The following is a 20,781-nucleotide window of genomic DNA, read 5'->3' on the forward strand; positions in this document are numbered from 1 at the left end:
AAAGACCCGCACCTCGTATCTGCGCAGCAGAACCGCACCGCCCAGCACGGTTCACCTTCCGTTCACCCGCCCCCGTAAACCGCTTCACCTGTTCTGCCTAACTTCGGCAATGCACGGTGCGCGGCGCCAATGCCGGAGCACCCATAACCACGCACGCCGTCGTAGAACGAAGACACCTCGGCGGCTCCTGGAAGGAACACCCGAAAGTGAAGCTTCAGCGCAAGAACCGGCTTCGTGCCACCGCGCTCGGTGCCCTCGCCGTCTCCGGCGCCCTGGTCCTCACGGCGTGCGGTTCGGACAACAACAGCGGCAGCGGGTCCACCGGCGGCAACGGCGGCAAGACGAGCGCCGCGTCGAACATCAAGTGCGACGACGCCAAGGGCCAGCTGCTCGCCTCCGGCTCCAGCGCGCAGAAGAACGCCATGGACCTCTGGGTCAAGAACTACATGGCCGACTGCTCGGGCACCGAGATCAACTACAAGTCGTCCTCCTCCGGTGAAGGCATCGTCGCCTTCAACCAGGGCACGGTCGGCTTCGCCGGTTCCGACTCGGCGCTGAAGCCCGAAGAGGTCGCCGAGTCGAAGAAGGTCTGCACGGGCGGCCAGGGCATCAACCTCCCGATGGTCGGCGGCCCGATCGCCATCGGCTACCACCTGGAAGGCGTCGACAACCTCACGCTGGACGCGCCCACCCTCGCCAAGATCTTCGACGGCAAGATCAAGAAGTGGAACGACCCGGCGATCGCCAAGCTCAACAGCGGCGCGAAGCTCCCGGACAAGGCCATCCAGGCCTTCCACCGCTCCGAGGACTCCGGCACCACGCAGAACCTCGGCAAGTACCTCGGCAAGGCCGCCCCGAGCGACTGGAAGTACGAAGCCGAGAAGAAGTGGCCGGCCCCCGGTGGCCAGGCCGCGTCCGGCTCGGCCGGTGTCGCCGCCCAGGTGAAGCAGGTCGACGGCTCGATCGGCTACTTCGAGCTCAGCTACGCCACCTCGCAGTCGATCTCCACCGTCGACATCAACACCGGTGGCTCCGCCCCCGTCAAGGCCACCCCGGAGAACGCCTCCAAGGCCATCGCCGCCGCCAAGATCAAGGGCACCGGCAAGGACCTGGCGCTCGATCTCGACTACACCACCAAGGCCGAGGGTGCGTACCCGATCGTCCTGGTGACGTACGAGGTCGTCTGTGACAAGGGCAACAAGGCCGAGACCCTGCCCACGGTCAAGTCCTTCCTGAACTACACCGCCAGTGACGAGGGCCAGAAGCTCCTCACCGACGCCGGTTACGCGCCGATCCCGACCGAGATCAACAGCAAGGTCCGCGAGACCGTCGCCTCCCTCCAGTAACCGAGGCGCGCGAGCCGAGGCTCGCAACCGCCACCAGTAACACCAGCGACACCCAGCGGGCCGGTCCGGTGCACCCCTCCGGACCGGCCCGCCACCACCCATCCGGTGCACCGCCGCCAGGGGAGCCACACCGCTCTCCCACACAGACCGGAAAGACCATGGCTTCCACCACACCGATAGATACGCCGCCGGCGCCGCCCGCGGCGCGCAAGCGTGCCAGGCCCAAGACCGGGCGCGCGGGCGACAAGATCTTCCTGGGCCTCTCAAGGGGCTCGGGCATTCTGCTGCTCGTGATCATGGCGTCGATCGCCGTGTTCCTCACCTACCGCGCCGCGCTCGCCATCTCCAAGGACGAAGGCAACTTCTTCACCACCTTCGACTGGAACCCGGCCGGCAACCCGCCGGTCTTCGGCATCGCGGTCCTCCTCTTCGGCACGATCGTCAGCTCGGTCATCGCGATGGCCATCGCCGTCCCGGTCGCTGTCGGTATCGCCCTGTTCATCTCGCACTACGCGCCGCGCAAGCTGGCCGCGCCCCTCGCGTACGTCGTCGATCTGCTCGCCGCAGTGCCGAGCATCGTGTACGGCATCTGGGGCGCCCTCTTCCTGGTCCCGTACCTGGAGGGCCTGAACCTCTGGCTCGACCAGTTCTTCGGCTGGACGTACATCTTCGAGAAGACCGAGGTCGGCGTCGCCCGCTCGCTCTTCACCGTCGGCATCCTGCTCGCGATCATGATCCTGCCGATCGTGACCAGCGTCAGCCGCGAGGTCTTCCTCCAGGTCCCGAAGATGAACGAGGAAGCCGCGCTCGCCCTCGGCGCCACCCGCTGGGAAGTCATCCGCCTCTCGGTGCTCCCCTTCGGCCGCTCCGGTGTGATCTCCGCCTCGATGCTGGGCCTGGGCCGTGCGCTCGGCGAGACGATGGCCGTCGCCACGGTCCTGTCGCCGAGCTTCGTCATCTCCGGGCACCTGCTCAACCCGGGTGGCGGAACGTTCGCCCAGAACATCGCCGCGAAGTTCGACGAAGCCGACGCGTTCGGGCGCGACGCCCTGATCGCCTCCGGCCTCGTGCTCTTCGTCCTCACCCTGCTGGTCAACGGCGCGGCCCGGCTGATCATCGCCCGCCGCAAGGAATACTCGGGGGCCAACGCATGAGCCAGGCAACCAACACCGGCATACAGGAACGCCCCACCCCGATGGCGCCCGCACGCAAGACCAGCCTCAGCAGCCGGGCCCTGCCCCGCTGGGCCCCCCTCGCCTTCGCGGCCGTCGCGCTCGCGCTGGGCTGCGGCATCGGCGCGGCGGCGGGCTGGCGCAGCCACACCCAGTGGGGACTCTTCTCCGCCCTGCTCTTCGTCGTCATCTCGTACGTCACGACGACGGTCGTCGAGAACCAGCGCCAGGCCAAGGACCGACTCGCCACCAGCATCGTCTGGGTGTGCTTCCTCCTGGCCGTCATCCCGCTGTTCTCGCTGATCTGGACCACGGTCAGCCGTGGCGCCAAGGTCCTCGACGGCTACTTCCTGACCCACTCCATGGCCGGCGTCCCCGGCATCGAGCCGGGCGGCGGCGTCTACCACGCGCTGATCGGCACCCTGGAGCAGGTCGGCCTGGCCACCCTGATATCCGCCCCGATCGGCCTGCTGACCGCCGTCTACCTGGTGGAGTACGGCAAGGGCGCGCTCGCCAAGGCCGTCACGTTCTTCGTCGATGTGATGACGGGTATCCCGTCCATCGTCGCCGGTCTCTTCATCCTGTCGATCATGCTGATGACGAAGCTCCAGCCGTCCGGCCTGATGGGTTCGCTGGCCCTGTCGATCCTGATGATCCCCGTCGTGGTCCGCTCCACGGAGGAGATGCTCAAGCTCGTCCCGAACGAGCTCCGCGAGGCCTCGCTCGCGCTCGGCATCCCTAAGTGGCGCACCATCCTGAAGGTGGTCATCCCCACCGCGATCGGCGGCATCACCACCGGTGTGATGCTCGCGATCGCCCGGATCGCCGGCGAGACCGCGCCGATCATGCTGTTGGTCTTCGGCAGCCAGCTGATCAACACCAACCCCTTCCAAGGTGCACAGTCCTCGCTCCCGTTCTACATCTGGGAGCAGTACAAGATCGGCAGCGAGCCGTCGTACGACCGTGCCTGGGCCGCCGCGCTGGTCCTGATCGCCTTCGTCATGATCCTCAACCTGGTGGCCCGCGGCATCGCCCGCTGGAAGGCCCCGAAGACCGGCCGCTGACCGCGGCACGAAAGAAGCAGTGATTCAGATGGCCAAGCGCATCGACGTCAGCGGCCTGTCCGCCTACTACGGCTCCCACCTCGCCATCGAGGACATCTCGATGACCGTGGAGCCCCGCTCCGTGACCGCCTTCATCGGCCCGTCCGGCTGCGGCAAGTCCACCTTCCTGCGCACCCTTAACCGGATGCACGAGGTCACCCCCGGTGGCCGCGTCGAGGGCAAGGTACTGCTGGACGACGAAAACCTGTACGGGCCGAACGTCGACCCGGTCACCGTGCGCCGCACGGTCGGCATGGTCTTCCAGCGCCCGAACCCGTTCCCGACCATGTCGATCTTCGACAACGTCGCGGCGGGCCTCAAGCTGAACGGCTCGTACAAGAAGAACCAGCTGTCGGACATCGTCGAGAAGTCCCTGCGCGGCGCCAACCTCTGGAACGAGGTCAAGGACCGGCTGAACAAGCCCGGCTCCGGTCTCTCCGGCGGCCAGCAGCAGCGCCTGTGCATCGCCCGCGCGATCGCAGTCGAGCCCGACGTGCTGCTGATGGACGAGCCGTGCTCCGCCCTGGACCCGATCTCCACCCTCGCCATCGAGGACCTGATCGGCGAGCTGAAGGAGCGCTTCACGATCGTCATCGTGACGCACAACATGCAGCAGGCGGCCCGCGTCTCGGACCGCACGGCGTTCTTCAACCTCGCGGCGGTCGGCAAGCCCGGCAAGCTCGTGGAGATCGACGAGACGGAGCGCATCTTCTCCAACCCGTCCGTCCAGGCCACCGAGGACTACATCTCGGGCCGCTTCGGATAAACCCCCGGAACGCCTTTGGGTGCTGCATGGCGGTGCCACCCGTAAGGCAAAGGGTCCGCCCCGCTCCCCTCACAGGGAAGCGGGGCGGACCCGTCTCCATACCGCCGCGCCGTCACCCGAAGAGCAGCACCACGACCCCGTAACTCGCGGCAGCGACCAGCCCCGCGGCCGGCATCGTGATGAACCACCCCAGGATGATGTTCTTGGCAACCCCCCACCGCACCGCGTTCACCCGCTTCGTGGCGCCCGCACCCATGATCGCCGAGGTGATCACATGTGTCGTGGAGATCGGCGCGTGAAACAGGAACGCCGAGCCGAACATGATCGACGCACCCGTCGTCTCCGCGGCGAACCCCTGCGGCGGGTCCAGCTCGATGATCTTCCGGCCGAGCGTCCGCATGATGCGCCAGCCGCCCGCGTACGTACCCAGCGAGAGCATCAGCGCGCAGACGATCTTCACCCAGACCGGAATCGGGTCGCTCGGGCTCTCGACATCGGCGATGACCAGGGCCATCACGACGACACCCATCGTCTTCTGCGCATCCTGCAGACCATGACCGAGCGCCATGCCCGCGGCCGAGACCGTCTGGGCTATCCGGAAGCCGCGCTTGGCCTTGTGCGGATTGGTCTTCCGGAACATCCACATGATCGTGACCATGACCAGATAGCCGACGACCAGGCCGACGACCGGCGAGAGGAACATCGGGATGACGACCTTGTCGAGCACCCCGTCCCAGTGCACCAGCGTCCCGCCGGCGAGCGCCGCACCGACCATGCCGCCGAACAGCGCGTGCGAGGACGAGGAGGGCAGCCCGAAGTACCAGGTGATGAGGTTCCAGATGATCGCGCCGACGAGCGCGGCAAAGAGGATTCCCATCCCCTTGTCCCCCTCGGGGGTCGCGATCAGGCCCTCACTGACGGTCTTGGCGACCCCGCTGCCGAGGAACGCACCGGCCAGGTTCATCACCGCGGCCATCGCCAGTGCCGCACGCGGTGTGAGTGCCCGGGTGGAGACGGACGTGGCGATGGCATTCGCCGAGTCGTGGAAGCCGTTCGTATACGTGAAGCCGAGCGCGACACCGATGGTCACGATCAGCGCAAAGGTGTCCACGTGGTTCAGGACTCCTTGACCGCGATGGTCTCCACCGTGTTGGCAACGTGCTCGAAAGCGTCGGCCGCCTCTTCCAGTACGTCCACGATCTGCTTCAGCTTCAGCACCTCTATGGCGTCGTACTTGCCGTTGAAGAGGTGGGCGAGCAGTTTGCGGTGGATCTGGTCGGCCTGGTTCTCCAGACGGTTGACCTCGATCCAGTACTCGGTGAGGTTGTCCATCGTGCGCAGACCCGGCATCGCCTCGGCGGTCAGTTCGGCCGCCCGGGCAATCACCTCGACCTGCTGCGCGACGCCCTTGGGAAGTTCCTCGACCTGATACAGCACGACCAGGTCGACGGCCTCCTCCATGAAGTCCATGATGTCGTCGAGCGAAGAAGCGAGGTTGTAAATGTCCTCGCGGTCGAAGGGCGTAATGAAAGAGGAGTTCAGCTGGTGGAAGATCGCGTGGGTGGCATCGTCCCCCGCGTGCTCCGCTGCCCGCATGCGCTCCGCGATCTCGACTCGGGAGGCAGAATCCGCCCCGAGCAGTTCCATCAGGAGTTTCGAGCCCGTGACGATGTTGTCCGCGGATGCGGAGAACATGTCGTAGAAGCTCGTCTCCCTGGGGGTCAGACGAAAGCGCACGTGGGGTCCTCGGATGCTTTGGATTCGGTCAGGCTGATGCTAGGTGCATCATCCGGCCACGCTAACCGGCGTTCTTCAGTGTCGCGCATCGGGCACAGTGATCAGCACGGGCCCCCGGTCACGGTTCGGCAGAATTCGTTAGAATATACCCACCAGGGGTATGTAAACGGCAGGGTAAAGGGAAAACGGGAGGCAGTAATGACCACCACCGAGGCCGCCGGGACCACCGCCGCCACCGCGGCGACGGAATCGGTCGTCACCGACCACGACCGGGGTATACACGGCTATCACCACCAGAAGGCCGAGCACCTCAAGCGGCTGCGCCGGATCGAGGGCCAGATCCGCGGCCTGCAGCGCATGGTCGACGAGGACATCTACTGCATCGACATACTCACGCAGGTCTCGGCGTCCACGAAGGCGCTCCAGTCCTTCGCCCTCCAGCTGCTGGAGGAGCACCTGCGGCACTGCGTCGCCGACGCGGCGGTCAAGGGCGGCGAGGAGATCGACGCGAAGGTCGAGGAAGCCACGAAGGCCATCGCCCGCCTGCTCCGCACCTGATGCGGGGCCTCGCACCCACCCCGTCCTCAACCCCGGTGGTCGGCCTGCCGGGGGGCGGTGGACCGTTCCGCGATCACCCGGACGTTCAGCACCTCGTCGATACGGTCCGCACTGAGCCGTGCCCCGTTCGCGGCCGAAGCGGCGATCATCAGCTCACCGCAGAGCTCGATCTCGGCGAGGGCCACATGGTCGGATATGGTCCGCGTGCCGAGCATCACAGCGTCACTCACCTCTCACTGCCGTCACCGGCTTCCTAGCGTAGGGAGCGGACCACACCCCGCGCATGGCACGGACGGACCATTTCGCACCCGCCGTCCTGCTATCTCTGCCGGATCTTCCCGGTGTAGATGTCGCCGTCGTCCGGCAGCCGTACGGAGACCGGCACTCCGAATCGGTACAGCAGCGTCGTCGACACCACCTCCACCGTCGGCCCCTCGTTGGCGAAGCGGAAGCGGTGGCGCACCTTGCGCAGCCGCCCCTGGTCGTCGAGATACGCGTCGAACGGCACCGTGTGCGTACGGAAGCCCTTCGCCGCGGCGGCCAGCGCCCCGCGCGATTCCGGCGAGGCCTCGCGCGCCGCCCGCCCGATGTCCGAAACACCCCGGTAGTGCCGCACGGCCACCCCGGCGAGCTCGGTCCTCTCCACGTACGTCACCTGCCGCGCCCCCAGCAGCAGTTCGGCGGCGGCCATCGGATCGGTCACACCGCCGGTGACCAGGTTGCCGTCCTCCAGGGTCGTCGTGTCGACCCTGACCCACTTGTCCTCCGGCACTCCGGCACCGCGGTTCATCATGTAGAGCGCCCCGGGGGCCAGCAGCTCGATGATGGGACGGTGCTCGTCCTCACCGGCGGCGTCCTTGGGCAGCACGACCGTGAGCCGGCCCGTCCGGTGCCGGAAGTCGTACGTCCCCCGGCCCCTGATCGTCACCCGTGTCCCGCCCGCCGCGGTCTCCATCGACGTACGCACCTCGGCGCTTCCGGCAACGATCCGGTCTCCGGCACCGGCCCCGGTACCGTGGGCGGACCCGGCCACGGTCGCCGTTCCGGTACCGGTCACCGTCCCCGCGAGCACCGCGGCAGCACGGTGGACCGCGTCGAGGGAATCGGCCCCGCCCCGCTCGTCGGCCATGGCGCCGCCGCCACCGCCGCCCGCGCATCCGGCGGTCGCCGCCATCACGCCCACCACGGCAAGGGCGCAGACAGCGCGCGCCCCGCCTCCGGACCTGTGCTGCTGCACCACCATCGCCTGCCAACCCCCAACGACGTACCGCTTGCCCGAGCCCCCCACCCGTTCCGCATAACGACAGCCCGTGTCCCCCGTCACGCCGCTCCCGCACGCCGCGCCGCCGGTGGCCGTGCCCAGTACCGTGGACGGGTGTACGTCCAACACACCGAAGAGGCCCCGCAGACTCCCCCCACCAAGTCCGCCGGGCACGATCCCACGACCGTGGAACGCGGCTCGTTCTGCACCGCCCGCTGCAGTTGCGGGTGGCACGGGCCGGCCCGCCGCTCCCGGGACCGGGCCCGCACGGACGCCGCGGAACACCGCGCCGCGCCCTGACCCCACTCCCCGACACCCCGTTCCTCTCCCCCTCTGATCCGTCTTCTCCCGGTGTCCCCCCACCAACCGGCCCATGAGCGCCCGACCCGGAGGTCCGATGAACCCGCTGCCCCTGCCCGACCGGCGCACCCTGCTCCTCGCGGGGGCCGCGGCAGCCCTCACCGGCACCACCGCGACCGCTTGCAGCGGCCCGTCCGGCTCGGGTTCCGACTCCGGCAGCAACAACTCGGGCACCACGGGCACCGCGGATGCCGCTCCCACCTCAACGGCCTCACCGGTCCCGTCGAAGCCCGCGCCGTCCGGCCCGGCGGACTGGTCCGCCCTGGCCAGGAGCCTCGACGGCGCCCTCGTACGCCCCCAGGACGCGGCCTATCCGACCGCCCGTCAGCTCTACAACACCCGCTTCGACAGCCAGAAACCGGCCGCCGTCGCCTATGTCAGGCACGAGGCGGACATCCGCGAGTGCCTGGCCTTCGCCCGCCGCACCGCCACCCCCGTATCCATCCGCAGCGGCGGCCATTCCTACGCGGGCTGGTCCAGCGGCGACGGACGCCTCGTCGTCGACGTCTCGTCACTGTCCCGCGTCGAGAAGAACGGCACGATCGGCGCGGGCGCCAGGCTCATCGACGTCTACCAGGGCCTCGCCCGGCACGGCCTGACGATCCCCGGCGGCTCCTGCCCCACGGTCGGCATCTCCGGCCTCACCCTCGGCGGCGGTCACGGCGTCGCGTCCCGCGCGTACGGCCTGACCTGCGACAGCCTCACCGCGGCCACCGTCGTCACGGCCGACGGCAAGACCCTCACCGTGGACGCCAAGCACCACCCGGACCTCTTCTGGGCGCTGCGCGGTGCGGGCAACGGCAACTTCGGCGTGGTCACCGAGCTGAGGTTCCGTACCCGCCCGGTCCCCCAGACCGTCGCCGCGTACATGTCCTGGCCCTGGTCGCGCGCCCGCTCCGTCGTCACGGCCTGGCAGGAGTGGGGACCGTCGCAGCCCGACGAGATCTGGTCCTCCGCGCATCTCGACGCGGGCCCGGGCGGCGGCAACCCGACCGTCTCGGTGGCGGCGTTCAGCCTCGGTACGTACGGCGACCTGCAGAACGCCGTCGACCGCCTCGCCGACCGGATCGGCGCTTCGGCCTCCTCCGTATCGCTGCGCCGCCGCAGCTACCAGGAGTCGATGCTCGTGTACGCGGGCTGCTCGGGCATCACCGACGCCCAGTGCCATCTGCCGGGTACGACGCCCGGCCGCACCCCGCAGGGCACGCTCCAGCGCGAGACGTACGCCGCCGCTTCCGACTTCTACGACCGCTCCCTGTCCCCGGCAGGCGTGCAGGCCCTGCTTGACCGGGCCGAGGCGTTCACCCGGATTCCCGTGACCCAGAGCGCAGGCGGTGGTTCCGTCGCGCTCACCGCACTCGGCGGGGCGATCAACCGCGTCTCTCCGGAGGCGACGGCCTTCGTCCACCGCCGCTCACGGGTACTCGCCCAGTACATCGGTTCCTGGCGCCCCGGCACGGCGGGCAGTGCCCAACAGGGCTGGCTGAAAGACACCCATGCGGCGATGCGCCGGTACGCGTCCGGAGCGGCGTACCAGAACTACACGGACCCGACGCTGACCGACTGGCGCCGGGCCTACTACGGTTCGGCGGCCGACCGGCTCACCCGCCTGAAGAAGCAGTACGACCCCGGGCGCCTCTTCACCTTCCCGCAAGCACTCTGACGTCGGCGCGCCGCAGCTACGCGGCCAGGTCCTTCTCGCCGTCCCCGCCGCCCGTGCCGGGCCGCGGTTCCGGAATCCCGACGGCTCCGGTCCGTCCGTCGGACGCTGCCGACGGCGCCGGCCGACGCGACCGTACGAGCCACCCGAGCCGGTCCGAACGGGAGACGGCCGCCGTCAACGGGGTCAGCAACATCATCGCCAGCGGGGCGAGCAGCAGGGCGACCGCGGTGCCGAGCGCGAATCCGCCGATGACGTCGGTCGGGTAATGGACGCCCATGTAGATCCGGCAGAACCCTTCCAGCAGGGCGAGGGCGATCGCCGCGACGCCGAACTTCCGGTTGGCCACGAAGAGCCCGACGGCCAGGGCCATCGCCATCGTGGCGTGGTCGCTCACGAAGGAGAAGTCGTTCTTCCCCTCCACCAGGACTTCCAGCCCCTGGTGGTCCCGGAACGGGCGCGGTCGCTCCACGAAGCCACGGATCGGGATGTTGATGAGCAGCGCGATCCCCGCGGCGAGCGGCGCCCAGACGATCCCGGCGACCGTCGTCACCGACTCATCGGCCGTGCCGCGCCGGCGCACGCTCCACCAGCACCACAGGACCACCAGGACCATGCCGAGCATGATCCCGTACTCGCCGACGAACTCCATGACCCGGTCGAACCAGGTGGGAGCGGACTTCGCGAGCCCGTTGATGTCGTAGAGCAGGCTGACATCGGGGTTCGGCCCATCCACTGCGAGTCCAGCCATCTGCTGCGGCCCCTTGCCTTGTCTGCTGCCGCGGGGCACGCCCATGTGCACCGCCTTGACGAACCCCCGTGTCGGTTCGATCACTGCGTGGATCTGTACTGCGCGGATCTGTACTGCGTGGGTGCTCCACCGGTGAGGGCTTCCCGGGTCGGCGCCGCGTGATCAGAGCACCGCTGTCCCGGTCGATCCCGTCCACCCAGGGAACGACGTGCTCCGTGCGTGCGTTCCATTCTCCACCGAATGATCACCATGACGTTATCGAAGAGTGACTCATCGTCGCAGCTCAGGGCCCAGGCTTCACGGAGAGTTCCGGCCACCGCCGCCCCTGCGTCATGCCGCCGGACGGGCGGTCGGAAGCGCCGCGGCCCCGTCCTTGGTCACCCGTGTCGCGCCGAAATAGTCAGGGGTGTCGATCTTGTCGAACCGGATCACGGCCCCGGTGTACGGCGCGTTGATCATGTACCCGCCCCCGACGTACAGCCCCACGTGGTGGATGGCCCGCGAGTTGTTCAGATCGTCCGAAAAGAACACCAGGTCGCCGGGGAGCAGTTCGTCGCGCGAGGGGTGCGGCCCGGCGTTGTACTGGTCGTTCGCCACCCGGGGCAGTTCGATGTCCACGGTGCGGTACGCGGCCTGGGTCAGGCCCGAACAGTCGAACCGTCCGCCCTGCTCGGCCGTGCCGTTGCCACCCCACAGATACTTCGTCCCGAGCTTCTTCTGCGCGAAGTAGATCGCCCCGGCCGCCTGCTCCGAGGGCTGCACCCGTCCGACGGGCCGGGCGAAGCTCTTCTCCAGCGACCGGATGATGGTGACGTAGTTCTGCGTCTCCGCGATGTCCGGCACCCCGCCCGCCCGGATCACCCGGTACGCACCGGCGTTGTACGCGGCCAGCATGTTGTCCGTCTGATCCCCGGGCACCTTCTTCACGTACCCGGCCAGTTCGCAGTCGTACGAGGCGGCGGACGGAATCGCGTCGGCCGGGTCCCATACGTCCCGGTTCCCGTCCTTGTTCCCGTCGATGCCGTGTTCGGCCCAGGTGCCCGGGATGAACTGCGCGATGCCCTGCGCCGCGGCGGGACTCTCGGCGCGAGGGTTCCACCCGCTCTCCTGGTACAGCTGGGCGGCCAGGAGGGCCGGGTTGATGGCGGGGCAGAGGTTGCCCCACTCCTCCACCAGGGGCTGGTACTTCGCCGGCACCGCCCCCTTGGCCAGCCCGACGGCCCCGCTCCTGCCGGAACTGACGAGTCCGGCAGCGGCGGAGTACGTACCGACGACGAGCAGAGCCACGAAGGACATGGCCATGCCGACGCCGATGCCACCGATCACCCAGAATTTACGCACCCCTCAACCTTCCCCCATCGGGGCCGGGTTCATGGGTGGTTTCGCGGGTGTGTACGAATCACCGGGGTCACCGGGGTCGCGGACTGGCCGGTTCTGTGCGCTGACTGGCGCATCCTATGCGCTGACCATCCATCACGATGCCCCGGCGGACCAGTATTCGGAGTGCACGTTCGGGCGCGGGAGGGGGTAGACCCCCTCGTACGCCGGACCGTTCGGCTTGGAGGCGGAGTCGGCGACCTTGGACTCCTTCACGCAGGGGCTGTCCGCTTCGAAGAACGCCTGGCCCTTGCCGCGGAAGCTCACGCTGATACCGAAGCCGGCCTTCGTCTGCGCGTAGAGCGCCGGGAACTCCTCGTCGTTGTTCTTCGCCTTGATGCGGTAGTCGCTCTCGCGCCAGAACTTCTCGACCTGGTCCAGGAAGTTCTGCCGGCGCTCCGCCGACACCATGGTCATCACGGTGCGCCTGCGCGTCACGTCGCAGCTTCCCGTCGTGGTCGGACCGTGCGCCCAATGGACCTCGGGGTCGATCGCCTTCAGTACGGCGTCGAGCATCGCGTCGGACCGTTCGGCGGCCTCCTGCATGTTCATACCGCGCTCCTTGCCGCTCTTGGTGCTCCCGGCGCTCTTGCTGCCGTTCGATTGTCCGCTGTCGTTGCCGCAGCCGGACAGTGCGAAGCCGAAAGCCAGGGCCACCGCAACGATCTGGAACCTTCGCTTCATCGCTGTTCCTCCATCTTGAGCCTGTCGGAGTGTCCCGACACGATCAGAGCGATGCTGTCCGCCGACATGGCGTCTCGTACCGGATCGAAGTAGTTGGAGTGCGCGTCGAAGCTCACACCACTCGTGCTGATCAGGGGCTGGCCGGGGGCCACCGGGAACCGCCTGGCTCCGAAGGCCTTGCTCGCCGGGTCCTTGCCGAACCAGAGGTCGTCGTCACCCGGGTCGGCCAGGTCTCCGGCGATGTACGCGCCGGCCGGGCCGCCCAGAATCATCCCTATCACGCCCGCGGCGGCCTGTGTCTTGGACGGGAGCTTGGTCACCGGGTCGTTGGCCGCGGCACCGACGAAGACATGCCCGCTGCCGACACCGAGGTCCACGGCACGGTCCACGCCCACCCCCGGACTGCCGACCAGGATGATGTCGTCCACCCCCGGAATACCGCCGTCGCGCTGCGTCGCGGCGCCCACGGTACGTGAGCCGTACGAGTGCCCGATGGCCGTGATGTGCGGATCCGCGTTCTGGTTGGTGGCCGCGATACCGCCCATGAACTCGCTGTAGGCCACGCCGCCCTTCTCCGCCCGGCCGGTGCCCGCGACGGCCAGGCTGTGCAGCCCGTCCGGTGTCTGCGGTGCGTCGTATCCGAGCCAGACGATCGACGCGGTGGACGGGTCGTACCCCTGCGCGCCGATCGCCGTGTCACGGGCCCGCTTGAGGTCGTTCTTCGCGAAGTCCTCGTCGAGGGAGGTGTTCAGCCCCGGCACGTACGCGGACACGTTCTTCGAGGTGTCGGGGTTTCCGTAGGAGACGATGGCCCGGCCGTTGCCCTCGTCGCTGATGCCGATCAGGTACATCGGCGGCTGGCTCCCCTCCTTCAGCTGCCGGTCGATCTCCCGCAACCCCGCCAGCTGGTCCTTCGACTTGGAGTCGGTCTTCCCCTCCAGCTTCGAGATCAGGTCGGGGAGGTTCTTCCGGTTGGCCGCGTCCCTGTCCGCCGCCGGGATGCCGTCCAGATTGCCGATCTGGTCCGGGGAGAGGTCGAGGTACTGATCGCGCTGCTGCTGCGTCAGCCCGTTCCACCAGTCCTTGCGTTGGGCCGGGGTGGCATTGCGCGGGATGCGGTCGTTGAGGTACTCGCGTTCCTTGTCCCGTACGGCCGCCTCGACGCGCGAACCGGAGCCGGGCAGTCCGGCGACCGCGCCACCGCCCCCGCCGGACGCCTTGGTCATGTCCCAGGCGGCGGCGATGTACTGGCCCTTGTTCCACTTGTCGCTCGCCCCCCGAGCGGACTGGGCGTACTGGTCAGCGATGCCCTTGATGGTGTCGCCGGGGTGGATGACGGTGTCGACGGCACCGCTGACGTCGCCCCACAGGCCGCCGTCACCGATGACGCCGGAGATGAAGTCGCCGTCCGAGGGGCGGGAGGAGCCCGGCTCCGGCTTTTGTCTACCCGCGTCAACCTGCGAAGAAGAATCACCACCGGTCGAGCCGCTGGAACCGCCGGAGGTGTCTGCGCCGCCGGAGGAGCCGGTGCCGCCGGAGGAGTCTGTTCCGCCGGAGCCGCCGGAACCGGAGCCGGAGCCACCGGACGCGTCGGACCCTCCGGATGTGGTCGAGCCTCCGGAAGCGTCGGATCCTCCGGAAGCAGCCGAGCCGCCCGAGTCCGTACCACCGCCGGAGGTCTCCGACCCGCCGGAGCCGGTGCCGCCGGTCACGGTGGAGCCCTCGGAGCCGGCACCACCACCGGCATCCGCGCCCTTACCGGCGACCACCTCGACGTCGGGTGCCGGGCAGGCGCTTCCGGTGAGTTGGCAGATGGCGTTCCGGATCTCTCCGGTCAGCTGCCCGCCGATCCCCGTCGCCACGAGCCCGCCGATGAGGGCCACGACCACGAGGATCATGCCCAGGTACTCCATCGCGGTCTGACCGGCGTCCCGACGCCACTTGATCATCCGCGCGACGCTGAACGGCCGGCGCTCGACCCGCTGTTCGAGGCTGAGCCCGAACCATTCACGGGAGGCGGACCGGAGCAGCAGGACGACGACGGCGACCGGCATCACCAGCTGCGCCACCCCCTGCCCGCCGGTACCCTCGCTCAGCGTCGCCAGGGCCCCGACGGTGAGCCAGGCGTGCACGGCAAGCAGCCCGCGCCAGATCCAGACACCGCCGGTCCGCACGTAAAGCGACAGCACGAACCCGGTGACACCCGGCAGCGCCGCGTACAGCAGCATGCCCAACAGCCGTCCGTCCACCGCATCGACGGACGAGGCCACGACGAGCGCGTCGAGCACGCCGACGACGGTGACGACGAAGAGCAGCCGGACGAGAATCAGCACCGCCTGCAGAGGACGCGACAACGACCGCCTGCCCGAACGGGCCTCGGCGGCACTCATGTCGGCGCCACCCGGAATCGCTAATTCTCGTATGCCAGACACGACGGGTCTCCCAGCTTGGTGAGTGGGCGCAGTGACAGTTCAACCGGTCTCTGTATGCGACCACACCAACACCGGGCGCGGCATGGGCCCCAGGGCCCAATGCAAGACTCAGGTCCCAGATGGTCGGCCTGTCTCCTACCGCCGCCGACTGGCCTGTTATGGACCACGGGTGGCACGGACGCGACGTCAGGGGGCCCCGGCGGACCAGAAGTCGGAGCGGACGTTGGGGCGGGGGAGGGGGTAGACGCCTTCATAGGAAGGGCCGTTCGGTGGGGTGGTGGACTCGGCAACCTCCGACTCCATCACGCAGGGACTGTCCACCTCAAAGAAGGCCTGGCCTTCGCCCCCGATAATCAGAGTGACGCCGAAACCATCTCTTGTCTGGGCATAGATGGCCGGGGAGTCTACGTCGTTGTTGACACCTTTGATCCTGTAGTCACGGTTCCGCCAGATGCGTTCCACCAGCCCCAGAAAACTCCCCCGGCGCGTCGCGGACACAACGGTCATCACCGTGCGCCTACGCGTCACGTCACAGCTTCCCGTGGTTGTGATCCCGTGAGTCCATTGCACCTCCGGCTCAATCCCTCTCAACGTTGCATCCATGATTCCGTCAGCGCGATCCGCCGCTCCCTGCATATCCATGTCAGCCCTCTTCCCATCATTCACGCATCCAACGAGTGACACACAGGCGATGAGCGCCATGACCGCCATTCGGAACCGTATTCTCATCGAGGCTCTTCCCCCTTGACCCTCTCGGATTTACCTGCAGAAATCAGGGCGATACTGTTAGCTGATGAAGCATCTCTTTCTGGATCAAAATATTGACTGTGCGCATCAAATGAAATTCCATTTCCGCTGAGCAAACGCGGGCCTTCATCTACCGGGAAGCGCCTCGCGCCGAACGCCGCGCTCGCCGGATCCTTGCCGAACCAAAGGTCATCGTCTCCCTGATCTGCAATGTCTCCCGCGACGTAGGAGGCCACCGGCCCAGCAGCAACCAGCCCCAGAACACCGGCGACACTTTGCTGCTTCGACGGGAGTTTGGTCACAACGTCGTGTTCAGCGGCCCCGACAAAGACGTGATCCTTCCCCACCCCGAGGTCCTCCGCACGGTCGACACCTACCCCTGGGCTACCGACCAGGACGATGTCGTCAACTCCTGGGATCCCGCCGCCTTGCTGCGTAGCAGCACCAACGGTGCGCGAACCATAGGAGTGTCCGATCGCAGTCAGATGCGGGTCCTCGTTCTCATTCGTCGCATTCAGGCCTCCCATGAAACTGTTGTAGGCCAAACCGCCTCTCTCAGCTCTCTCGTCACCCATTACGGCAAATGATCCCAGTGGATCACCAAGAGGTGTTTGTGGCGCGTCATAACCGAGCCAGACAATCGCCGCACTCGACGGATCGTGCACTTGAGTTCCGATAGCCGTATCCCGAGCACGCTTGAGGTCGCCCTTCGCGAATTCCTCATCAAGGGATGTTCCCAACCCCGGCACATACGCCGAAACATTCCTGGCCGTATCCGGGTTCCCGAACGAGACGATCGCCCGGCCATTTCCCTCGTCCCCGATACCGAGGAGGAACATCGGAGGCTGTCGGCCCTCCCGCAACTGCCGATCGATCTCCCGCAACCCCGCCAGTTGCGTCTCCGACTTCGTGTCTTCCCGCCCCTCCAGCTTCCCCATCAGCAACTGCAGGTTGTCCCGGTTCGCCGCGTCCCTCACGAGGGCCGGAATGCCGTCCAAGTTGCCGATCTGGTCCGGGTACACCGCGAGGTACTCCTCGCGCTGTTCGTCCGTCAGGCCGGCCTACCATGCCTTCCGCTCAGCCGGGGACGCGTCGCGGAGGATGCCGTCTTTCAGGTAGCCGCGTGCCGCCTCCCGGACCGCGGCCGCGTCGCCCGCCGCGTCGGTCCAAGTGGCGTCGGGGACCTTCAGGCCCTCCTCGGCCTTCAACTTGCGCAGGATCCGCGCGTACCGCCAGTCGATCTCGGCCGCCGTCCGCACCGCCTTCGCCACCCGGTCCGCGATGTCCTGCGCCTTCGCCACGTTCGGGTTGGGCGCGACCAGGCCCGAGGGCGGCAGGAGGCCCGGCGCCGCCCCCACCGACGCCGTCCCGCCCGGCAGCGGCTTGCCGTCGATCAGGCCCTCGCCCGCCGCCGGGTACGTCACCGAACCATCCCCGTGCACGGTGAACTTCAGGGACTCCGCGTCTTCCAACGCCTCCCGCAACGCCCGCTGCTGAGCGCGCAGTTCATGGGCCAGGCTGTTCAACGTCGTACGAAGCAGACCGCACTCCGTGTAGACGTACTGCAAGTTGCTGCTCATCTGCTGCAGCCGCCCCACCGCCGCATCGGCCGCCGCACCCCGCTGCGTACCGCGCAGCCCGTTCAGCAGTTGCGTCTCGATCCGGTCCCGGCCCGCATCCGCACGGTTGCTCGCCTGTCCCCAGCCGTCGGCCGCGCCTTCCAGTTCGCCGCACTTCAGGTCCCGTAACTGCGCCCAGGTGAGCGTCATCGCGCCCCACCCGCCACCCGTGCGAACGACGCCTTCACGGTCTGGTCCGTCTCGCCCTGGTCCCGGACGACGGCCCGCAGCTTCCCGGCCAGCGCCCCGCACTCCCCCCGCGCGGCCTCGAACCGCCGCTCCCACGACTCCCGTACGGCTGCCAGCTCCGCCAGCGCGGTCAGACCGGCGGTCCCCGCGAGGATGCCCTCGTGTGCGGTCTCCAGTTCCGACTTCACCGGGGCGAGGTGCGTGCGCACCGCTTCCGCGCCACGGGCGGCCCGTAGCCAGGCCCCGTCGCTGTGCTTCAGTACGTCCCCCCGGTCACCGCCGCTCTGCCCCGTCAGATCGCTCAGCCGCTGTCGGCCCTCCGGCTGTCCCGCCACTGCCACTCCGGTCACCCCGTTCCGTCCTTGATCGTGGAGCGGGCACTGTGCCAAATCCCGGGCCGACGACACGCCGCGCTCCCACGCGCATCACTGCGTGTCGCCCCCGCTGGCCCGGCGTACCAGGCCCTCCGGTTCACCCGAACGGGCTGCTGCCGGAGCCGCACACGCGCCCTGCGGCCGGATCCCGACAACGGCGGTGGTCGGCCCATGGCCGACCACCGCCGGGGCCTCGGAGCTCCACCGGAACGGGGCGGCGAGCACTACAAGGCCCACCGTGCTCCGGCGGCCTGTTCGGCCCGGTCGTTCAGCCGGCCGTTGCGATGAGGCGTCGCAGCGTGGCGTGGGCGGGTGGGCCCCAGGTGGGCTTGCCGCCGGGGCGGCCGTGGACGCCGGCATCTCCGATGAGGATGCAGGCGAGGGCGCGCAGCACCGCCCAGCCGCGGGCGCGACGCAAGGTCGCGGCGTCCGGGGCCGGCTGGTAGGCCTCGTAGAAGCGGTCGGCGGCGCCGTCCGGCAGCAGTACCCAAGGGGCGGCGAGGTCGCAGGCCGGATCGCCTGCGAAGAGGTCGCCGAAGTCGATCACGCCGCAGAAGGTGCCGTCCGCGGTGAGAACGTTGGCCGGATGCAGGTCGCCATGGAGCCACAGTGCCGGCCCCGCCCAGTCGGGCGCGGCGGCGGCGTCTTCCCAGACCGCGCGGACGGCGTCCGGGTCGGGGATCAGCCCCAGCCCGGTGGCCGAGGCGAGCCCCTCGGCGAACTGCTCGGCTCGGTCGGCCAGCGGCCCCCCGCGGCCACGACCGGCGGGCGCCCCGGTGGGAGCGGGCCGGTGAAGAGCCATCAGGAAGGCGGCCAAGGTGTCGGCCGCCTCCGCAGCGCGCGTGGCGGGGGCGCGGTCGGCGGGCTCGCCCGGCACCCAGGTGGTGACGATCCAAGGCCGCGGAAACCGCTCGGAGGGCTCGCCGAGGCGCTGCGGGACAGGGATCTGCAGAGGAAGGTGCGGGGCGAGGGCGGGCAGCCAGGCGTGCTCCTTGCGCAGCAGCTCGTCCGCAGACTGCGTCGCCCAGGGCAACCGGACGGCGAGGTCGTCGCCGAGCCGCCACAGCTGGTTGTCCCAGCCACGCGCACCGAGCGTCAGAGGGCGATCGGCCAGGTCGGGGTGCTGGTCGCGCAGAAGATCCCGGACCAACTCCGCGGTGACCTCGATCTCGGTGTGGGTCATACGAAACAACGATAGCGTCGCCGACCGTCCCATAGAGCGGCTGTGGTTGATGTCCTGACCCCGGCGGAACCCGATCCCGTTCAGCGTTGCTGCGGCGATCAACAGTTGGAGATCGAGAGCGGACAAGCCGCCGAGCAGGGTTCGGCGGCGGGCATGTCAGCCTGGTGTGCCGTCATGCAGAGCAGAGAGACGAGGTGTTGATGAGTACATTCCGATTCTCCGCGGTTGCCGGGGCTGTGTGCGCAGCCGTCATCTGCGCGGGTTGTAGCTCGCAGCCGGCAGAGCAGCCGACAGCCGGGACGCCATCCGGGAGGTCGGCAGCAACGGCCAGTCCCGCCGCCGGCCCGTCGCCGGTGACGCCCGCGACCCCGACCGTGGACCCGAACGTGGTGCCGGGGTCGGTCCTGAAGACCTACCTGCCGACCAAGGACACCCTGCCTACGGGCTGGAAGTTGTCCTCCGTCTTCACGGAGGCTGACAGCGGGCCGACGCAGCTGCCGCGATCCACCGCTCCCAGCCCGACAGTGCTCCGGGGCTGTGACCAACTGGCCGACCACGGAACGGGGGCGGCCGTCGGCAGCCCGGCCGCGTACGCCGGCGTGGGGGTCGTCGACTCGTCGTCCCACGAGGTCGGGGTAGCGGTGAACTCCTACCCCGCGGGTGATGCCGATCGGATGCTCAGCAGGCTGAAGGTGCTGGAAGGCGTCTGCGGAAGCACTTATGAGCAGAGCTCCTCAGGGCAGCTCAACCCGGTGACGGTGACCGTCAGCGCGGTTGACGGGCCGCGGGAGGGCGTGCTCGTCAAGGTCGACCGAACGATTTACGTCGGTCAGGAGTTCGTCGTGATGCAGATCGGTGACCGGGTGCTGTCCGTCAGTTCCGACAACAAGTACGGGGGTTTCGCCGATGTCGTGGGACTGGCGAAGGCCATAGCCCCGCGGGTGAAGTGAGGCCGGGGCGGCTCAGCCAAGGATCGGTTTCTCGTGGTTCTCCGGCTCGTCCCTGAGGAAGGCATCCCAGGGACCTGGCCCACTGGAGCGCCACCGATTTGGCTCTTTCCTTGTTGTCCGACTGAATCAACGGGACTCGGTACTCGCGGTACCACACCTGGACCACGAGGTTGTCCCTCCGCATCGACTCCAGCTCGGCGGCCTCGCGCCCCCACGGGCGCAGCAGCACGTCTCCAAGTCGAACGTGGCGCGGGCGAACATCCGCCGGTCGGCGGGGACATGAGCGTCGTCCGTGGGCACTGAGGTCGAGGCACTCATGGCCCTCTTCCTACTCGACCACCTGCCCCACCCGGACCCTGCCGCTTCCCCCCTTTGCTGCGCACTCCAGTCACCGCCTGTGCGGGCCGGTAGCGCCGTCGCCACGGATCGCCGCCGACCTGGCGCGGTGATGGACGGTCCGTTTCCGGTTCCCGGCCCTCCTCGGGGAATCGAGTCTCCATCAGACCCGGATT

General features: G+C 68.5%; 19 protein-coding genes and 1 pseudogene. 8 read left to right on the forward strand and 12 right to left on the reverse strand.

Going from position 1 to position 20,781, the window contains the following annotated elements:
• Positions 1-206: 206 nt before the first annotated feature.
• From pstS to pstB, 4 genes are all read left to right on the forward strand, one after another.
• Positions 207-1,346 carry a phosphate ABC transporter substrate-binding protein PstS gene (pstS, locus tag ACZ7L9_RS15520; protein ID WP_471415669.1) on the forward strand — a complete coding sequence of 380 codons (1,140 nt, stop codon included), beginning with the start codon at positions 207-209 and terminating at the stop codon, positions 1,344-1,346.
• A gap of 158 nt (positions 1,347-1,504) precedes the next feature.
• On the forward strand, positions 1,505-2,500 hold the full coding sequence (gene pstC, locus ACZ7L9_RS15525) for a phosphate ABC transporter permease subunit PstC (RefSeq protein ID WP_471415670.1): 996 nt from the start codon (positions 1,505-1,507) through the stop codon (positions 2,498-2,500).
• A complete protein-coding gene (gene pstA / locus ACZ7L9_RS15530; protein WP_471415671.1) occupies positions 2,497-3,582 on the forward strand; it encodes a phosphate ABC transporter permease PstA in 1,086 nt (361 codons plus the stop codon). The genes pstC and pstA overlap by 4 nt, the downstream gene beginning before the upstream one ends.
• Before the next feature lie 28 nt (positions 3,583-3,610).
• Positions 3,611-4,387, forward strand: coding sequence for a phosphate ABC transporter ATP-binding protein PstB (gene pstB / locus ACZ7L9_RS15535; RefSeq protein ID WP_266747542.1), 777 nt, complete (start codon positions 3,611-3,613; stop codon positions 4,385-4,387).
• Positions 4,388-4,499: 112 nt separating this feature from the next.
• Here pstB and ACZ7L9_RS15540 read toward each other — a convergent pair whose 3' ends face one another.
• Together ACZ7L9_RS15540 and ACZ7L9_RS15545 are read right to left on the reverse strand one after the other, a co-directional pair.
• Entirely contained in the window at positions 4,500-5,498 is a 999-nt protein-coding gene (locus tag ACZ7L9_RS15540; RefSeq protein WP_471415672.1) for an inorganic phosphate transporter, read from the reverse strand.
• A 5-nt stretch (positions 5,499-5,503) separates the two neighbouring features.
• Positions 5,504-6,124: a DUF47 domain-containing protein gene (locus ACZ7L9_RS15545; RefSeq protein WP_471415673.1), complete on the reverse strand. Its 621-nt coding sequence runs from the start codon at positions 6,122-6,124 to the stop codon at positions 5,504-5,506.
• Positions 6,125-6,322: 198 nt separating this feature from the next.
• On the opposite strand from ACZ7L9_RS15545, the gene ACZ7L9_RS15550 reads away from it, so the two are divergent.
• Positions 6,323-6,682, forward strand: coding sequence for a metal-sensitive transcriptional regulator (locus ACZ7L9_RS15550; protein WP_471415674.1), 360 nt, complete (start codon positions 6,323-6,325; stop codon positions 6,680-6,682).
• A 26-nt stretch (positions 6,683-6,708) separates the two neighbouring features.
• On the opposite strand, the gene ACZ7L9_RS15555 is transcribed toward ACZ7L9_RS15550, so the two are convergent.
• Together ACZ7L9_RS15555 and ACZ7L9_RS15560 are read right to left on the reverse strand one after the other, a co-directional pair.
• Positions 6,709-6,897 (reverse strand): hypothetical protein, encoded by a 189-nt coding sequence (locus tag ACZ7L9_RS15555; RefSeq protein WP_471415702.1) that lies wholly within the window; start codon positions 6,895-6,897, stop codon positions 6,709-6,711.
• Between the two features lie 104 nt (positions 6,898-7,001).
• On the reverse strand, positions 7,002-7,925 hold the full coding sequence (locus ACZ7L9_RS15560) for a hypothetical protein (protein ID WP_471415675.1): 924 nt from the start codon (positions 7,923-7,925) through the stop codon (positions 7,002-7,004).
• 132 nt (positions 7,926-8,057) lie between these two features.
• Between ACZ7L9_RS15560 and ACZ7L9_RS15565 the strand changes: the two genes are divergently transcribed.
• The gene (locus ACZ7L9_RS15565; RefSeq protein WP_471415676.1) at positions 8,058-8,243 is read left to right on the forward strand and encodes a hypothetical protein; all 186 of its coding nucleotides are present in this window, start codon (positions 8,058-8,060) and stop codon (positions 8,241-8,243) included.
• A 97-nt stretch (positions 8,244-8,340) separates the two neighbouring features.
• Positions 8,341-9,966, forward strand: coding sequence for an FAD-binding oxidoreductase (locus ACZ7L9_RS15570; protein WP_471415677.1), 1,626 nt, complete (start codon positions 8,341-8,343; stop codon positions 9,964-9,966).
• A 16-nt stretch (positions 9,967-9,982) separates the two neighbouring features.
• Here the strand turns inward: ACZ7L9_RS15570 and ACZ7L9_RS15575 are convergent, their stop codons facing one another.
• From ACZ7L9_RS15575 to ACZ7L9_RS15610, 8 genes and pseudogenes are all read right to left on the reverse strand, one after another.
• The gene (locus ACZ7L9_RS15575; RefSeq protein WP_471415678.1) at positions 9,983-10,714 is read right to left on the reverse strand and encodes a phosphatase PAP2 family protein; all 732 of its coding nucleotides are present in this window, start codon (positions 10,712-10,714) and stop codon (positions 9,983-9,985) included.
• A 330-nt stretch (positions 10,715-11,044) separates the two neighbouring features.
• Positions 11,045-12,010 (reverse strand): C40 family peptidase, encoded by a 966-nt coding sequence (locus ACZ7L9_RS15580; RefSeq protein ID WP_471415703.1) that lies wholly within the window; start codon positions 12,008-12,010, stop codon positions 11,045-11,047.
• Between the two features lie 177 nt (positions 12,011-12,187).
• Complete coding sequence (locus ACZ7L9_RS15585) at positions 12,188-12,775, reverse strand: hypothetical protein (protein ID WP_471415679.1); 588 nt, start codon at positions 12,773-12,775, stop codon at positions 12,188-12,190.
• Positions 12,772-15,108, reverse strand: coding sequence for an alpha/beta hydrolase (locus tag ACZ7L9_RS15590; protein WP_471415680.1), 2,337 nt, complete (start codon positions 15,106-15,108; stop codon positions 12,772-12,774). Before ACZ7L9_RS15590 ends, ACZ7L9_RS15585 begins: the two co-directional genes overlap by 4 nt.
• A gap of 285 nt (positions 15,109-15,393) precedes the next feature.
• Positions 15,394-15,909, reverse strand: coding sequence for a hypothetical protein (locus ACZ7L9_RS15595; protein ID WP_471415681.1), 516 nt, complete (start codon positions 15,907-15,909; stop codon positions 15,394-15,396).
• Positions 15,910-15,932: 23 nt separating this feature from the next.
• Positions 15,933-17,723, reverse strand: a pseudogene (locus ACZ7L9_RS15600) (alpha/beta hydrolase).
• On the reverse strand, positions 17,720-18,112 hold the full coding sequence (locus tag ACZ7L9_RS15605) for a hypothetical protein (RefSeq protein WP_471415682.1): 393 nt from the start codon (positions 18,110-18,112) through the stop codon (positions 17,720-17,722). Before ACZ7L9_RS15605 ends, ACZ7L9_RS15600 begins: the two are co-directional and overlap by 4 nt.
• A 292-nt stretch (positions 18,113-18,404) precedes the next feature.
• Positions 18,405-19,319, reverse strand: coding sequence for an aminoglycoside phosphotransferase family protein (locus tag ACZ7L9_RS15610; protein WP_471415683.1), 915 nt, complete (start codon positions 19,317-19,319; stop codon positions 18,405-18,407).
• 353 nt (positions 19,320-19,672) lie between these two features.
• On the opposite strand from ACZ7L9_RS15610, the gene ACZ7L9_RS15615 reads away from it, so the two are divergent.
• Positions 19,673-20,269 (forward strand): hypothetical protein, encoded by a 597-nt coding sequence (locus ACZ7L9_RS15615; RefSeq protein ID WP_471415684.1) that lies wholly within the window; start codon positions 19,673-19,675, stop codon positions 20,267-20,269.
• Positions 20,270-20,781: the final 512 nt, after the last annotated feature.

Source organism: Streptomyces sp. NPDC111516 (assembly GCF_055635345.1).

What these genes read in the sequence shown, in the direction of transcription:
- pstC (WP_471415670.1), top strand. Translation starts at nt 1,505, where the DNA reads ATGGCTTCCACCACACCGATAGATACGCCGCCGGCGCCGCCCGCGGCG.
- pstA (WP_471415671.1), top strand. Translation starts at nt 2,497, where the DNA reads ATGAGCCAGGCAACCAACACCGGCATACAGGAACGCCCCACCCCGATG.
- pstB (WP_266747542.1), top strand. Translation starts at nt 3,611, where the DNA reads ATGGCCAAGCGCATCGACGTCAGCGGCCTGTCCGCCTACTACGGCTCC.
- ACZ7L9_RS15550 (WP_471415674.1), top strand. Translation starts at nt 6,323, where the DNA reads ATGACCACCACCGAGGCCGCCGGGACCACCGCCGCCACCGCGGCGACG.
- ACZ7L9_RS15555 (WP_471415702.1), bottom strand. Translation starts at nt 6,897, where the DNA reads ATGCTCGGCACGCGGACCATATCCGACCATGTGGCCCTCGCCGAGATC.
- ACZ7L9_RS15560 (WP_471415675.1), bottom strand. Translation starts at nt 7,925, where the DNA reads ATGGTGGTGCAGCAGCACAGGTCCGGAGGCGGGGCGCGCGCTGTCTGC.
- ACZ7L9_RS15570 (WP_471415677.1), top strand. Translation starts at nt 8,341, where the DNA reads ATGAACCCGCTGCCCCTGCCCGACCGGCGCACCCTGCTCCTCGCGGGG.
- ACZ7L9_RS15575 (WP_471415678.1), bottom strand. Translation starts at nt 10,714, where the DNA reads ATGGCTGGACTCGCAGTGGATGGGCCGAACCCCGATGTCAGCCTGCTC.
- ACZ7L9_RS15580 (WP_471415703.1), bottom strand. Translation starts at nt 12,010, where the DNA reads ATGTCCTTCGTGGCTCTGCTCGTCGTCGGTACGTACTCCGCCGCTGCC.
- ACZ7L9_RS15585 (WP_471415679.1), bottom strand. Translation starts at nt 12,775, where the DNA reads ATGAAGCGAAGGTTCCAGATCGTTGCGGTGGCCCTGGCTTTCGGCTTC.
- ACZ7L9_RS15595 (WP_471415681.1), bottom strand. Translation starts at nt 15,909, where the DNA reads ATGGCGCTCATCGCCTGTGTGTCACTCGTTGGATGCGTGAATGATGGG.
- ACZ7L9_RS15610 (WP_471415683.1), bottom strand. Translation starts at nt 19,319, where the DNA reads ATGACCCACACCGAGATCGAGGTCACCGCGGAGTTGGTCCGGGATCTT.